The sequence below is a fragment of the Lentilactobacillus fungorum genome, assembly GCF_016860605.1.
Classification (GTDB): Bacteria; Bacillota; Bacilli; order Lactobacillales; family Lactobacillaceae; genus Lentilactobacillus; species Lentilactobacillus fungorum.
In genome coordinates, this window is record NZ_BNJR01000012.1 from 65342 (window position 1) to 80618 (window position 15277).

The following is a 15277-nucleotide window of genomic DNA, read 5'->3' on the forward strand; positions in this document are numbered from 1 at the left end:
ATCGTTAATTTAAAATATCTTTCATTAAAGCTGATTTCAACTTAATGTTATCACTATAGTCCACCGGGATGTCAACAACGACTGGTCCTTGTGTATGAAACGCCTCATCAAGCACTGCTCCCAAATCATCTGGGCCAGTCACTTGCAAGCCCTTGGCGCCAAAGCTTTCAGCATATTTAACATAATCCACTGGGCCAAACTTAACGCCGGCATCCTTACCATACTTAGCGATTTCTTGGAACTTCACCATATCATAGTAGCCATCGGTCCAAATCACCTGAACGATGTTTAAATGCAATCGAACCGCTGTCTCCAATTCCTGGCCGGAAAACAAAAAGCCACCATCGCCAGAAACCGAAACTACCGGCTTTTCAGGCCGGGTTAATGCCGCCGCGATCGCCCAAGGTAAAGACACGCCCAGCGTCTGCATCCCATTACTAAACAGTAAATGTCTTGGCCGATAAATTCTAAAGTAGCGGGCCATCCAAATGTAGTGACTGCCAACATCAACGGTAACCGTTGTCTCATCATCAACGCGTTCCTGCAGCGCACGGACAATTGCTAATGGATGAACCTGACCTGGTGTCGTAGCCGCCGGTACTTCACGTTGGGAAGAAAACTCAGTTCGTAAATTATCGAGCGTTTTTGTCACTTCTGGTGAGAGATCATACTCACCCACAAATGCATTGGTGAGCGCATCAATTGTATTTTCAATATTTGATTCTACAATCAAATCAGGCTGATAATTAGTAGTAATTTCAGGGGCAACCGTATCAATATTCACAATCTTTTTATTATGTTCAAGATTCCAATTCCGAGCTTCGTATTCGACTGGGTCATAGCCAATCGCCAAAACCAAATCGCTTCGTTTTAACAAAGTGTCACCAATTTGATTTCTAAACAAGCCCACCCGCCCAAAGAAACGGTCTTCAAGCTTTCTGGAAACCACGCCGGCCCCTTGGTAAGTCTCAACAACTGGCAGCGACACCTCGCCGAGCAGCGCATGGAGCGCCTTGGTTACTTCCGGAGTCGAAGCCCGCATACCGGCAAAAATAACCGGCAGTTTCGCGTTCTTAACCATCTCAGCGATTTTTTGAATAGTTTCATCAGATGCTCGACCCTCGTCGGCACGCCGTAACGGGGCAATCTCTGGCCGATCGGTCTCGTCGCTTAGTACGTCGGCTGGCAACGACAGAAATGCCGCTCCCGCTTTTGGTGAAATTGCCGTGGCATAGGCGTTTGAGAAGGCTTCGGACACGTTATTGGCATCTTGGACTTCCACACTACTTTTGGCGGCGTTAACCATCAGTTCTTTGCTAGGGATACTTTGATGAGTTAGGCGGGCTAAATCGTCTCGAGGGACCTGGCCGCCTAAAGCAATCACTGGATCCCCCTCAGTCGTTGCCGTCATTAGACCGGTGACCAAATTAGAAACGCCGGGGCCAGAAGTAGTTGCCACAACGCCGGGCTTGCCAGTTAATCGACCAATGCCCGCTGCGATAAAAGCCGCATTTTGTTCATGCCGGGTGACAATCAGCTTCGGCGTTTTCGGGTCATCGCTATACGTTAAATCTTCAAACAGTTGATCAACTTTTGCGCCCGGAATGCCAAAAACATACTTGACGCCTTGATTGATCATTGACTGAATCAGGGCTTTTGACCCCCGCTTTTTTTCACTCATAAGAACACCTCGATTGAATTTTATAATCCTAATATACTATCGAATGTGGCTTTTAGCTATTTTGAGTTGGTTTTCACAATTCGTTTAGGGGTCGCTGGCCTTGCTAAATAAGTTAAAGTTCAGCAAAAATTACCTCAAAATTTGAAAATAAGTGTATGATTTACTAAACAAAGGACAGCTGTGCCAAGCAGAAAGCTGCGCGTAAGCACCTTTGCGAGAAATTCCAGGCCCGGGAATTTCCCGCAAAGGAGCCTTACACTCCGACTTCTAACCGCTTTGCTCCGCTCACTGTTTTTATAGGACAGCTGCGCCAGGCAGAAAGCTACACGTAAGCACCTCTAACAAAAATTCCAGAACCGGGAATTTCTGTTAGAGGAGACTTACGCTCCGCTTTCTAAGCGCCTGGCTCCGCTCACTAATTGTAGGACAGCTGCGCAAAGCAGAAACTTCCGCATAAAACATCTTGGCCAAAAATCCAGGCCCGGGATTTCCGGCCAAGATGCCTTATGCTCCAGTTTCTAACCGCTTTGCTCCGCTCACTAATTAACAGGAGTGATCACCGTGACTTATTCCACCATATTATTTGACGTCGATGATACATTACTAAACTTCGAAGCATCAGAAAAACAAGCCTTGGAAAAACTCTTTAAGACAATTCACCAACCGTTAACGCCAGCGGTTTATCGGGATTACCATGACCTAAACGCCCAATTATGGCACCGATATGAGCGCGGCGAAATTAGCCGAGAAACATTATTGAACAGCCGATTTAATCTTTTCTTTGCTCATTATGGTCAAAACATCGATGGCAAGCTTTACGGGCAAAAGTACCGAACGTTTTTATCCGAAGGCCACGACCAAATCCCTCAAGCCCAAACGTTACTAAACGATATTCGGCCAAACCATCAACTCTATGTCATTACCAATGGCATCGCGGCGACTCAGCAACGGCGGCTTAAAGAATCCGGGTTGGTCAACTACTTTGATGATGTCTTTATCTCAGAAAGAATCGGTCACAAGAAGCCTGACTCAGCCTTTTTTGAAGCGGTGGCTGATCAAATTCAGGGTTTTACTAAACAATCAGCATTAGTTGTTGGCGATTCATTGACTTCAGATATCCTTGGAGCAAAGCATTTTGGCATTGATTCGGTTTGGTTTAACCCTCACCACTTACCAAATGCTAGCCAAACTAAGCCAACCTATGAAATTGACCACTTATTGAGCTTAGAGGCAATCGTAAGTTAACCCATCTCACAATAAACTGATTTTAACGCTGGCAGATCCCAGCGTTTTTAATTTCCCTTGATAAATATTCCGCTTTAATTCATTTAATTTAAATTATTGACTAAACCCATATCCTCAACGGGCTTAGTCATTTAGGCCCCATCGAATTAATATTCATGTTAGTATACCTGACAAATTAATTTGTTATTTGTTAATTATTAACTTATAATATGAAATTACTAAGAAATTTTCTAATTAAACTGCTGGTTAGAAATGATTACGAGTCAATTAAGGAGGTCATTTAGCATGCAAACCATGAGTCAAAGTCGAATTACAAGTAATATCATTAAGGGATCATTGGGCAACATGATCGAATGGTTTGATTGGTATATTTATGCATCATTTGCCATTTATTTTGCGAACTCATTCTTTCCAGATGGTGACCAGACCGTCGAACTTTTGAGCACCGCCGCTGTTTTTGCCATCGGGTTCCTAATGCGACCGTTTGGCAGCTTTATCATGGGTAAATATGCTGACCAGCATGGTCGCCGAGCTGCGTTAACACTTTCGGTTAGCATCATGGCCGCCGGTTCATTGATGATCGCCGTCATCCCAACTTATGAAATGATCGGCCTCTTCTCACCAATTTTGCTGGTACTCATTCGGCTAATTCAAGGGCTTTCGCTTGGCGGAGAATATGGCATTTCAGCAACTTATCTGTCTGAAATGGCCACCAGTGGGCGCAGAGGATACTACGCTTCTTTTCAATACGTCACACTAATCAGTGGTCAACTATTGGCGTTGATCGTGCAAATTGTTCTTCAATTATCGTTTAGCGATTCTCAGTTACGTAGTTTTGGTTGGCGAATTCCATTTGCAATTGGTGCGATTGGCGCATTAATCGTGTTGTACCTGAGATTATCAATGGATGAAACCAATCAATTTAAGCATGTGAAAAATGCTCATGCCCATCGTGGCACGCTCCGGCAATTGGCAAAATATCCCAACCAGGTATTAACCGTTGTCGGCTTAACACTTGGTGGCACCATCGCATTTTATACGTATACTACCTATATGCAAAAGTACATGATTAATTCGCTGGGACTGACACCAAAACTGGTCACTTGGATTAACTTTTTGGCGTTACTTATCTTCATGGCCGTGCAACCCCTGTTTGGCCACTTATCCGATAAAATTGGCCGCAAGCCCTTGCTTTATTGGTTCGGCCTTGGCGGCACAGTCTTAACAGTGCCAATTTTCTTAGGCCTCCAATACTTTTCGAATCCTTGGGCATCATTTTTCCTCATGCTGGCAGGGCTACTCATTGTCAGCGGGTATACTTCCATTAACGCCGTCGTCAAGGCAGAACTGTTCCCAACTGAAATTCGGGCTTTAGGGGTTGGCTTTCCCTACAGTTTGACAGTGGCCCTGTTTGGTGGAACGGTTGAATACGTTGCCCTTTGGCTTAAGCACATTAACCATGAAGATTGGTTCTTCTTTTACGTCTCAGCCGCTGCTTTTATCAGCTTTTTGGTTTACGTCCGAATGTTAGAAACTTCCAAACACTCGACACTCAATGACAACGCGCAGACTCAAGCACCAGTCACTGACCCAGAGCAATCTAGTCTACGAGGACCGTCTGATCGCTAACGACTTCAGAATCTTGAATTATTTCTTAAGCGAACACTTTGCTTGCGATTGCTCTTCCTATTTAATATGCTTAGGTTGTGTATGAACTCAGCCATATTTATAGGAGGTACGCTGTAATGTCAGAAACTTATGATTTCCCAAAGACCCGCGCTCAACTCAATCAACTGGTTGCAGATATCAGCCAATTAATGACTAATGTTCAACAAACTCACTGGTATATGCGGGGAGAAAACTTCTTTAGATTACACCCATTAATGGACGATTATTCCGATCAACTGGGTGAACAACTTGATAACGTAGCTGAACGCCTAATTGCGCTCAATGGTTCACCGTTTGCTACCACTCACGAGTTTATTGAAAATACCGGCCTACCAGATGAAAAGGTTACTTGGGATCAACTAACGATGAGAGATTTCATGCAACGATTGTCTGATCAATTTAAGTATTTGCGTGACCAGTATCAAAAGGGCATTGAAATAACCGACGAAGAGAAGGACTTTCCAACCCAAGATATGCTTAATGGGTTTAAAGAAGCAATTGATAAGGATATTTGGATGGTCAATGCTTACTTAGGTAAAGGGCCTTACGACGAATAATTGAGATAATCAGTCATTTTGGTTCTAAATCAACTTTCCATCAGTCGGGTATGGAAAAATAAATGGCTGGTGGTTGAGTGAGCGGAGCCAGGCGCTTAGAAACTGGAACATAAGTCTCCTCAGACAGAAATTCCCGGGCTTGGAATTTTTGGCTGAGGTGCTTATGTGGAGGTTTCTGCCTGGCGCAGCTGTCCTAAAATAGTGAGCGGAGCAAAGCGGTTAGGGATCGGAGTGTAAGGCTCCTTGGCGGGAAATTTCCAGGCCTGGAATTTTTCGCCAAGGTGCTTACGCGCAGATCCCTGCTTTGCGCAGCTGTCCTACAATCAGTGAGCGGAGCCAGGCGCTTAGAAACCGAAGGATAAGTCTCCTTGGGCGGAAATTCCCGGTTCTGGAATTTTTGACCAAGGTGCTTATCCGTAGGTTTCTGCCTGGCGCAGCTGTCCTAAAAAGGAGGAATTTAACATGGCAGCATCAGTTACAATTGGCAATAGTCAAGTTACCAGCACACCACTGGGGTTAGGTACTAATAAGGTCGGCGGTCACAATTTGTTTGATGGCCTAAAGGACGAAGACGGGGTAGAAGTCGTCAAAGCGGCCCTAGACGATGGCATTGGGTTACTCGACACCGCCTTTATGTACGGTCTAGGCCGTTCAGAGGAAATTATTGGCGATGTTATCAAAGATTACGATCGTTCTAACTTTGTCATCGCGTCAAAAGCCGCCCAAGATCCCGATCGTGGCTTAAAGCCTAATAACAGTCCCCAATTTTTAAAGCAGTCTGTCGATAGCGCATTGCAACGGTTGGGAACTGACTATATTGATATCTTTTATATTCATTTTCCAGACGATGACACGCCAAAGGCTGGGGCAGTCAACGCGTTGGCTGATGAAAAGAAGGCTGGTAAAATCAAAGCGATTGGCGTTTCCAACTTTTCACTGGCGCAAATTAAAGAAGCTAATACGGACGGTCAAGTGGACATTGTTGAAGACAACTACAGTTTAGTTCATCGAAAGGCTGAACGAGAGCTGTTCCCTTATCTAAAGGAAAATAACATCTCCTTTGTGCCTTACTTTCCACTAGCTTCCGGCTTGTTAACCGGTAAGTATTCACCAGCCGATCAAAACCGCTTCAGCCGATTTTCGGCTGACCAATATTCGGCAATTATGAAGGCGCAAACCGAGGTCAAAAAAATTGCTGATAACCACGACGCCACAATGGCCCAGATTATTTTGGCTTGGTACATTGCTGATCCGGATATCAGCGTTGTCATCCCCGGCGCCAGAGTAGCCGATCAGGTTCACAGCAACGCCAAAGCTATGCAGATTGAATTATCTGGTTATGAATTTGACCAAATTAATGGCCTATACGACCAATTTTAAAATAGGTCGTATATCAAAATATAACTCGCTCTTACAAGTTCAATTCAAAAAGGAGCGTGATTGGTCAAAATCAATTTGATCAATTTTTCCGGGGATTTTTAAAGATTAAACTAAAATGTGCCCATTTTAAGCCAGCTTTTCAGCAGCCTCAAATACAGAGTATGTATCCGATTCCCGCAACTAAAATTAGGAATGATTGTCAACGAATTGAAACTCTGTAAGAATTTAGATTATCCAGAAGAATGTCAAGAATAAGGGTGTTAATTTAATGACAAAATCTTTCAAGGAAAGTTATTTTGATGAAGTCATAGCTTCGTTAATGGAATGGCTGCAGGCTTCGCAATTGGTGGAACATCAGCCGCAGAGAGTTGGTATTGGCAAACCTTTTCGAACAGTTTAGAAAGAAATAATGGTAAAAATGGGACTGTTACGACGATGAATAGATTTGTTCCAACTTTTAAAGTTAAAGCTCAGTAAATTGAATTTGAGGTGTAAGGAGTCATTTATGAACGTTTATCTATATATTGGCTTGATCATTGGCATTCCGGCACTTCTAGCAGCTAGCCTCGTTCTTTTTGGCAAAAGGTTTGTAAAAGGCCGAGATGAGAAAGAGGTTTATTTCAAGCGATTACGGATTTTAGGCCCAATAGTGATCGTTTTGTATGTACTGATTTTTTGGTTGTCGGTCCATTTAGTGTAACCGGTATCGGTACTTAGTAATCTAACAAAGCGTTTTAGTTGGTTTACCCTGGGTCTGGGTAGATACTGCCCTTGAGAAACATTAATTGTCAAGATCCATCTAGGGGGAGCTTGACATAACAAATTTAGTTGTTTCAGCATTGAGTACGATGCTGTTAATCAAAAGACTGCTATTATTATGATGGAGATGTGCAAACCGCTAAGGGCATCATCATTAACATTCATGGTGGTTGGTTCAGCGGTAATAAATCAGCAGTGATGCAATTACCTAAAAATCGTGATTGCGTCACTGCTTTTTTGCCAGTAGACATAGCGCCAAATTAAACTATAGAAAGTTGTTGCGTCAGTAACCGAACTTATGATAAGTTGATCAGGTCGTCAATTCATTGTCACGCGTAAGAGTCAACCACCCAAAAAGAGATTTTTTATGACGACGATTCTGATACCAATCCTTTTTCTGTTACTGATTATTTCAATTGTTGTGGCATTCGCTGACCTCATGAGAAAGGGACATGTGCGAAAACGACGGATTGGTTCGATTATTTGTTTTATCGTCCTTTTAGGCAATAGTCTTTATGAAGCAGTTTTTGTTTATCCCCTTCATTAAGGATTTCAAACGATATACAAAAAATTGATTCACCATAAAAAACGATTGCGTCCCCCTTTTTAGGGATGCAATCGTTTTTTTGACTTTATTTAACGCCCTTCTAACTTTGAAAAGTTATCTACTTGCCAATATACCTTGCAGCTTGTTTACCAGCTTGAAGGCCAAATACCACCGTCTCGGCGATAGAGTTCCCACCAATTCGGTTATTACCGTGCAGGCCGCCAACCACTTCGCCGGCCGCAAACAGGCCAGCAATAACGTTCCCATCAGTCCCAACGACTTGGGCTTTAGGCGTTGCTTTGACGCCGCCCATCGTGTAATGGACTGCCGGGGCAATATGGATTGAGAAGTAAGGCGCTTGGTCAATTGGCCGGCTCATCCCAGTGGTTCGTCCAAACTCGGCGTCCGCTTGAGAAGCGACCGCCGCATTCCACTTAGCCACCGTCTTTTCCAAATGGCCGCCGACCAAACCAGTACTGGCCTCAAGCTCGGCTAGCGTTTGTCCTGACTTAACCAGACCAACGTGATCGTAGAAATCAATGGCCTTCACTCGATTGCGAATGCCCTGATCAAAAATCAGATAAGCGCCAGTCCCACCCAGTTGATTGATGGCCGCGGTAACCTTATCCCGAGTCGTTAATTCGTTAACGAAACGTTTGCCGGAATGATCAATCAGAATGGCCCCCTCGCCCCTAACCGTTTCGCCAATTAAATACACGTGGTCGGTGTCTTGCTGAACGGTGGGATGCACTTGAACCTGATCCATATCCACTAGTTGCGCACCCAGCTTTTCAGCAAGCTCAATGCCATCACCGGTATTGCCTGGCTGATTGGTTGTCTTATACTTAACCAAGTCGGGACGATACTTTTTAAGCAATTCCGGACTGGCGCCAAAACCACCAGTGGCTAACACGACCGCTTCAGCTTTAATCGTCGCCGTCCCAGCTTCTGATTTGATATCGACGCCGCTCACCCGACCGCTTGTCTCATCAATCTTAGTCACCGCGACGTTACAAAATACCGGAATTTTGGCTTGAGCAACTTGTTTGAGCAATCCGGTCACCAAAAATGCGCCGACGGGAGCCGTTGAACTTGGCCGATGGGCTCGTGGCACGCTCATGCCGCCGGTTGTCGTTAAATCATCCAGCTCAATACCTTCATCAGCCAGCCATTGAATCGCAGCCGCGCCGTTTTCAGTAAAATATTTAAGCAATTGATGGTCATTCGTTTGGCCGCCACCGACTAGCGTTTCTTCATAAAAACTTTGGACGCTATCGTCGATTCCATGCGCTTTTTGAACAAACGTTTCAGCTGCATTCATCCCCGATGAGGCCCGCTTGGTATCACCCCCAAGGGTCGCCATTTTCTCCAACACTACCGGCTTTTTCCCAAGCTGAGCCGCCTGCAAGGCTGCTGTTAAGCCGGCACTACCAGAGCCGATAATCACAATATCGTATCCCTGTCGCAATTGATCGAGCGGCGTTGGTTCAAAAACAAATTTGTCCGTCATGGTGAATCTCCAATCCTTTGTATAGTTTGTTAACTGATTAATTAGTCGTATTATACGCCGAATAGCATGGGCGAAACAAAATAAATTGGCAAAACTTGGTAGGTAATTAAAAAAAATTGATCTTAAAATCCTCTCTTGAAGCTTTAAAAACCAACTTGGCGTTAGCTTTTTGGATAAAGGACACCATCGGCGGTTCGCTGTTCACGCAGATTTACCACCAGCAACATAATAAAACGGTTACAATTACTTAACTTTTTTAATCAGCATAATCAATAACCCGCCAATTACACAAATTGCGGTTTCGACCGGAAACATTGCCCGATATCCCATAGTAGAAATAACCGCCGCAGCCACCAAAGGTCCAAAAACTTGGCCTAATGTATTGGCCATATTGATAATACCTAAATCCTTTGCGGCAGTATTGGGATTGGGCAAAACCGCAACGTTAAGCGCTTGATCCACCGCATTATAAGCGCCCATCCCAATGCCCGCAATAACCGCATAAGCAAACATTGTCCATGGTTTTGCACTTAAAAACGGGAAGAAAGCTCCAATCCCAAGCAGAATAGTGGTTATGGCAACCGGTGCTTTTAATCGATGCAAATGATCAGAAATTGGGCCGGCGAGCGCCGTAAAGATAATACCAGTTACCATTAAAATGGATGACATCGTCGCAATCGATGCCGAAGTTGTCGCCTTGCTTAATTTCATATAGTCCGTAAAAATATAGAGCTGGTAGCCAACAATCACGTATTGGCCGGTAACCATCATTAACTTGCCAATTAACGCAAGGTAGTAGTCCCTAGCGCCTTTTGTCGGAAACATAAAATTCTGTTTAATTGTTTGCGCATCAAACTTTACTTTAGGTTCATCCAAGTTAGCCGGTTCTTGAGCAAGATAGGCAGAAAGCAAGCCGCCGACTAAGGCAAAGGTTGCCAAAACTTGCATCCCGGTAGCAATCGAACTTGGGCCGATAAATTGAGACGCAATAATCCCAGAACCATAGTTACCAAAGGCCATCCCCATTCCATAAAATGATGAGATAGTGCCCCGCCACTTAGGAGCCACCCGGTCAGAAATTTGAGCAATCATCGGGGCAACAACCGCGTTTAGCACCGCCTGATAAACACCCCAAATGATTAGCAAAGTGGTTATGCTTTTAGCCATTGACAACCCAACCATACAAATGGCCGACAGAATTGAATTAATCACAATCCAAGGGGTTCGTTTACCGTACTTTGTTCGCGTAACATCTGAAAATGCCCCCGCAATAATATTAGCAATTGTTGCGACCGTCATCGCAATTGCTGACGCCACGGCAACTAAACCGACTTTATCAGCCGGTGCCAATTGCCCGATCTTGGCGGGCAATAGCGTCGCCGAAACTCCGACGTATGGTCCCAACCAACAAGCCGGTCCAATCACCAATGCAAATCCTAACCGAATCGGCCGTTTAGGTTGCTGTTCGTCTGTAATCCCAATTTGTGCCTGATTTTCTTGTGCCATTATCATTCATTCCTTTCAATCTACTTCCGCTATTTTGACTTCTTATTTGGCAGGCGTTATTTTAAAGTAATTAAAATCCGCGAACGATTCGCGACGATAGGCATCAAAAGCGCCGATGCCACCCATTAAGCCAGTAAATCCGCCGGTTTGTTCATCCGACATAAAGGAAATATCAATCTTGGGTCCGAGCTTTTGCCAATCATCGCTTGACTGCTTTCGCCATTCAAATTGGACAGTCCCATAATTGATTTGCGCACAAATTTGGGCTTTTCCTTCGGGTAGGCTAACCCGGTCCAAAAGATACTCGTCTTTGTTTCCTTTTTCACCCTTCATAATTGCTAATGCCGTCCCACCCAATGTTTCAGAGTAGTAAATTCTGGCAAACAGCCAGTTTCGATTATCGTAATAAAGAGTCAGCCCTGCTGATTGTGAGTAATGAATTGGCTTGAATTCTAGTTCCGTTGCAACCGTTGACTTAAACGAATCAATCCGTGATGCTAACAGTGATACTTCAAACTGGGAGAAAAATGATTGGCGTCCCCAAATTCGCAATTTACCAGAATTTTTATTAATTGAACACCATTCTTTGGTTCGTGGACCATAAGGACTCATCAAGTGTTGGTCAATTTGGCCGTGGCTGAAATCCGCATCAACGCCAACGGCTTGAGGCGCATCCGAGACAGAAATCCCTTTCATCCCCTCAGTTGTTTTTTGAGCCAGTGTGCCACCTGCTTTCATCCGCAGCCAGCCATCTTTGGTCCAGTAAACCTTTTGAATTGAAGTTTCTCTTCCCAAGGTACAATTCGTTGTTCCTGGTAATGGTCGTGCTGAAAGATGCACGACGTACCACTCATCAGTTGCAGTATGAACCAGCGAACCATGACCGCATTTCTGCAAAGGCGCCTTAGGATTATATAAATCAAGTCGGAGTGAATCAGGATCATTTCTTCTAAAATAACGATACGGTGTTGACGTAATAATCGGATTTTGCGGGTCAGATTCATACGGCCCTTCAATTTTTTTAGCGCGCTGGATGACAACGCCATGTCCGTAACCGGTGCCGCCTTCTGCAGTCATTAAATAGTAATAGCCATTGTGTTTATACAAATGTGGTGCCTCAAGACAACCCCGATCCGTCCCCCCACGAGTAATTCGCTTGGTTGGCCCAACGATTTTCCCAAGTTCTGGATCAAATTGTTCTAAGACAATTGCCCCTGGGTGCTGATAGCCTTTGCGGGTATCCCATTCTAAAGTAGTCACCCAATGCTTGCCGTCATCATCATGGAATAGTGAACAGTCAAACCCAATTGAATTCAAATAAATTGGCTTGGACCATGGGCCGTTAATGGAATCAGACCAGACAGCATAATTATCCTGGTCAAATAAATTACCGGTCATATTATGCATCTGACACATTAAAATCCAAAACTTACCCGTTCGTTTGTCGTATGAAAGATCAGGCGCCCAAATTCCTGCCGGCGTATCAGTCCCAGCAAGATGTAAAAAGTTTGGATCATTAAAAACATATGACTGAAGATCCCAATGGGCTAAGTCTCTTGAGTGAAAAATCTGAATGCCTGGGTACCAATTAAAGGTTGACGTGGCCAGATAATAATCCTCTCCATGGCCTAAAACGGCTGGGTCAGGCGTAAATCCAGGTAAAATTGGATTATGAATCGTTGAAAATTTTGTCATAGTGTTCCCCTTTCGTCATCAATTTTGATAGCGCTATCACCTTTAAAACTTAATCGATTTTAGCAATCAACACAATAATCCTCTGGACGAAAGGTAAATTTCTCATTATGCTTAGTATGTACTTATCCATTGTAAACGCTATCAATAAGGGGCTTCTGTTCATTTCAGCTGTTATAATGGGAGCCAATGGTTTTGTTGGTAAACTTTGGTAAACACACTAGGAGCGATTAACATGACAACTATTCGCGAAATTGCTAAGCAAGCGGGAGTTTCGCCGGCGGTTGTTTCTCGAATCATCAACCGCGATCCCGCACTAAGGGTCTCAGCTAAAACCCGCAGTAAGATCCAACAAATCATCAAAGAGACAAATTACGTGCCAAAGTCTGGTATCAGAAATGAAATCATCGTCTTAATGGCAATCAGCCAACAGCGTCAAGCACAGGATCTTTATTTTTCTAATTTACACTCGGCAATTCTGCACTATTGTAAATGCAATAATTTAAAAGTACTGAAAACCATTTGGCTGCCAAACGAAAACCAAATTGCAAACCTAACTCGATTTAAGGGAGCTATGATGGTTGGGCCGTTCACTGCCTCAACGATTGTGAAAGTTAAGAAAGTTGCCCGTTCATTTGTCTTAGTAGATGATAATACCAACGTTCCAGAAACCAATCAGGTCAAAAGCAACTTTGATACGATAACGAATGCTGTTTTGACTAATTTCTGGCAACGCTCTCGAGAAAAAATTACTTTCGTAGGTGGTCCAATCACTCGAATTAGCGGCGCGGGAACTAATTGGGGAGATTTAATCGATATTCGTCTGGCAACGTACTATGATTGGATCAAAAAGCACGCGTTCGCTCCTGATATTATCAACGTTGGCCTTACGATCGACGATGGCAGAAAAGCCGCCGAGCAATTGATCGCCCGGAAAATGAACCGCCCGTATACTTTTCCAAATGCAATCATTGCCTTAAACGACATGATTGCGCGCGGTTTAGTCGATCAGCTAGCAGCGAGTGGCATCAGAATCCCTCAAGACGTTACCGTAATTGGCTTTGATGATCTATCAATTACGAGGATTAGAAAACCAACGATCACATCCGTTAACATTCCAACAAACGAAATTGCCAACGCTGCTGTTAGATTGTTGAGAGACCAGCTTAACCATTCAATCTGCGGTACTAATATTATTACAGTTCCAGGAAAGCTCGTTTATCGAGACAGTTTTCCCAAGGTGATTCGATAACCTATGAAGGCTATCGAACCTGATATCAGTCATTTTGCTAAGAAAGCATTACGACTCATACCATGTTTGATTCATTCTTTTAGTATCTAGCCAAGTAAGCGGTTATTTTGACAGTAAGTTAACCGGTTTTGACCATCAACTGAAAGCTAAAAAGCACTTTGGTTGCCAACGTCCCAAATAACTCTTACACTTTTGTTAACTTTAATAATTGGTTTAACAACTACGCAAAGCAATCAGCCACGGGTAACGCCTACTTCAGAATTAGAAGCTGATGTAATGGCCCCTTCTTCAACAGCTGTGGATTAGTCTGTTTGATGATTATTAACTGCTTTGCCACAGATAGGAGTGTTTGTTATGAAAGCCTTTGGATACGATCACAATGGTTCACCGGATGTCTTTGAGGAATACGACCTCCCAACCCCCGAGATTTCTGATGATCAGATTTTAATCAAAACAAAAGCCTTTAACCTCAATAATTTTGAAAAGTCAATGCGGGCAGGTGAGTACCGCAAAACGACCCACCAAGTCATTCCCGGCCGCGATGTCGCCGGTACGGTTGCCAAAGTAGGCACAAACGTGAGTGGCTTTAAAATTGGTGATCGCGTCGTTGCTCATGGTCATGGTTCTTATGCAGAATACGCCTACGCGGATGCTAGCGAAACAGTCCTCATTCCAGATGCCGTCTCATTTGTCGAAGCGGCAGGAATTGTAACCCCCGGCATTACCGCTTACAAAGCCGTTTATTACTTTGGTCAGGTCAAAGCGGGTCAAACCGTTGTCGTAAGGGGCGCCTCTGGTGGGGTTGGTTCCTTGGCTGCCCAACTGGCCCTTAATTTAGGTGCCACCGTCATTGGCATTGGAACCAGTAAAAACGAAGCCTACGTTAAATCGCTGGGGGTTCAAGAATACGTTGCCTATAATCAGCAAGATCCCGCTTTAATTCTTGCCAACCGGGCGGACGTTGTCATTAACTCTGCCTTGAACGGTGCAGACAGTGATGGTGATGCCCAAATCGTCAAAGACAACGGCATTATTACAACCGTCGGCGGTGATGAACCACTATCTAATAAACCATTTCAGTTTAAGCCGATTCGCCCCACCAAAGCGATTACTGACGTAAAAGCATTGTCTGCTTTGCTGAACCTAATGGCTGAAAAGAAGCTGTCAATTCGAATTGGTTATCAGTTGCCGTTTACCCTTGATGGCGTGATTCAAGGCCACCAGCTATTAAGCAAGAAACACGATGGCCGTATTATTGTCACGATAGCGTAAGGTCGATTGGGTAGCTATTATTTGTTACCATTGATTAAGCCCAACCAATTAAACAAAATCTTTTCTGATTCATGAAGATTTTCAAAACGTTAGGAGCTATCAGCCAATAGTTGATGGCTTTTTTCGTGTTTTAAAGTCTTCTTAGGATGCCCGAGTAATCCGCACAGCACTGCCAAAAAGCAGTAAACTAATATTAAATACCTCAAAG

General features: G+C 44.0%; 11 protein-coding genes. 7 read left to right on the plus strand and 4 right to left on the minus strand.

The window, feature by feature from the left end:
- Nucleotides 1-4 precede the first annotated feature (4 nt).
- Nucleotides 5-1681: an acetolactate synthase AlsS gene (alsS, locus tag YK48G_RS06030; protein WP_203629818.1), complete on the minus strand. Its 1677-nt coding sequence runs from the start codon at nt 1679-1681 to the stop codon at nt 5-7.
- A gap of 561 nt (nt 1682-2242) precedes the next feature.
- Between alsS and YK48G_RS06035 the strand changes: the two genes are divergently transcribed.
- The 5 genes from YK48G_RS06035 (at nt 2243) to YK48G_RS06055 (ending at nt 7231) form a co-directional block, all read left to right on the plus strand.
- Nucleotides 2243-2926, plus strand: coding sequence for a YjjG family noncanonical pyrimidine nucleotidase (locus YK48G_RS06035; RefSeq protein WP_203629819.1), 684 nt, complete (start codon nt 2243-2245; stop codon nt 2924-2926).
- A 285-nt stretch (nt 2927-3211) separates the two neighbouring features.
- Nucleotides 3212-4555 carry an MFS transporter gene (locus tag YK48G_RS06040; protein ID WP_203629820.1) on the plus strand — a complete coding sequence of 448 codons (1344 nt, stop codon included), beginning with the start codon at nt 3212-3214 and terminating at the stop codon, nt 4553-4555.
- 116 nt (nt 4556-4671) lie between these two features.
- A complete protein-coding gene (locus YK48G_RS06045) occupies nt 4672-5151 on the plus strand; it encodes a Dps family protein (protein WP_203629821.1) in 480 nt (159 codons plus the stop codon).
- Between the two features lie 462 nt (nt 5152-5613).
- Nucleotides 5614-6531, plus strand: coding sequence for an aldo/keto reductase (locus YK48G_RS06050; RefSeq protein WP_203629822.1), 918 nt, complete (start codon nt 5614-5616; stop codon nt 6529-6531).
- A gap of 505 nt (nt 6532-7036) precedes the next feature.
- Nucleotides 7037-7231 carry a hypothetical protein gene (locus YK48G_RS06055; protein ID WP_203629823.1) on the plus strand — a complete coding sequence of 65 codons (195 nt, stop codon included), beginning with the start codon at nt 7037-7039 and terminating at the stop codon, nt 7229-7231.
- A gap of 724 nt (nt 7232-7955) precedes the next feature.
- Here the strand turns inward: YK48G_RS06055 and YK48G_RS06060 are convergent.
- The 3 genes from YK48G_RS06060 to YK48G_RS06070 form a co-directional block, all read right to left on the minus strand.
- Entirely contained in the window at nt 7956-9347 is a 1392-nt protein-coding gene (locus YK48G_RS06060) for a flavocytochrome c (protein ID WP_203629824.1), read from the minus strand.
- Nucleotides 9348-9590: 243 nt separating this feature from the next.
- Entirely contained in the window at nt 9591-10853 is a 1263-nt protein-coding gene (locus YK48G_RS06065) for an MFS transporter (protein ID WP_203629825.1), read from the minus strand.
- Between the two features lie 42 nt (nt 10854-10895).
- Nucleotides 10896-12548, minus strand: coding sequence for a glycoside hydrolase family 43 protein (locus YK48G_RS06070; protein ID WP_203629826.1), 1653 nt, complete (start codon nt 12546-12548; stop codon nt 10896-10898).
- Nucleotides 12549-12780: 232 nt separating this feature from the next.
- Here YK48G_RS06070 and YK48G_RS06075 point away from each other — a divergent pair, with 232 nt between their 5' ends.
- Nucleotides 12781-13797 carry a LacI family DNA-binding transcriptional regulator gene (locus YK48G_RS06075; RefSeq protein WP_203629827.1) on the plus strand — a complete coding sequence of 339 codons (1017 nt, stop codon included), beginning with the start codon at nt 12781-12783 and terminating at the stop codon, nt 13795-13797.
- A 354-nt stretch (nt 13798-14151) separates the two neighbouring features.
- On the plus strand, nt 14152-15069 hold the full coding sequence (locus tag YK48G_RS06080) for an NADP-dependent oxidoreductase (RefSeq protein WP_203629828.1): 918 nt from the start codon (nt 14152-14154) through the stop codon (nt 15067-15069).
- Nucleotides 15070-15277 lie beyond the last annotated feature (208 nt).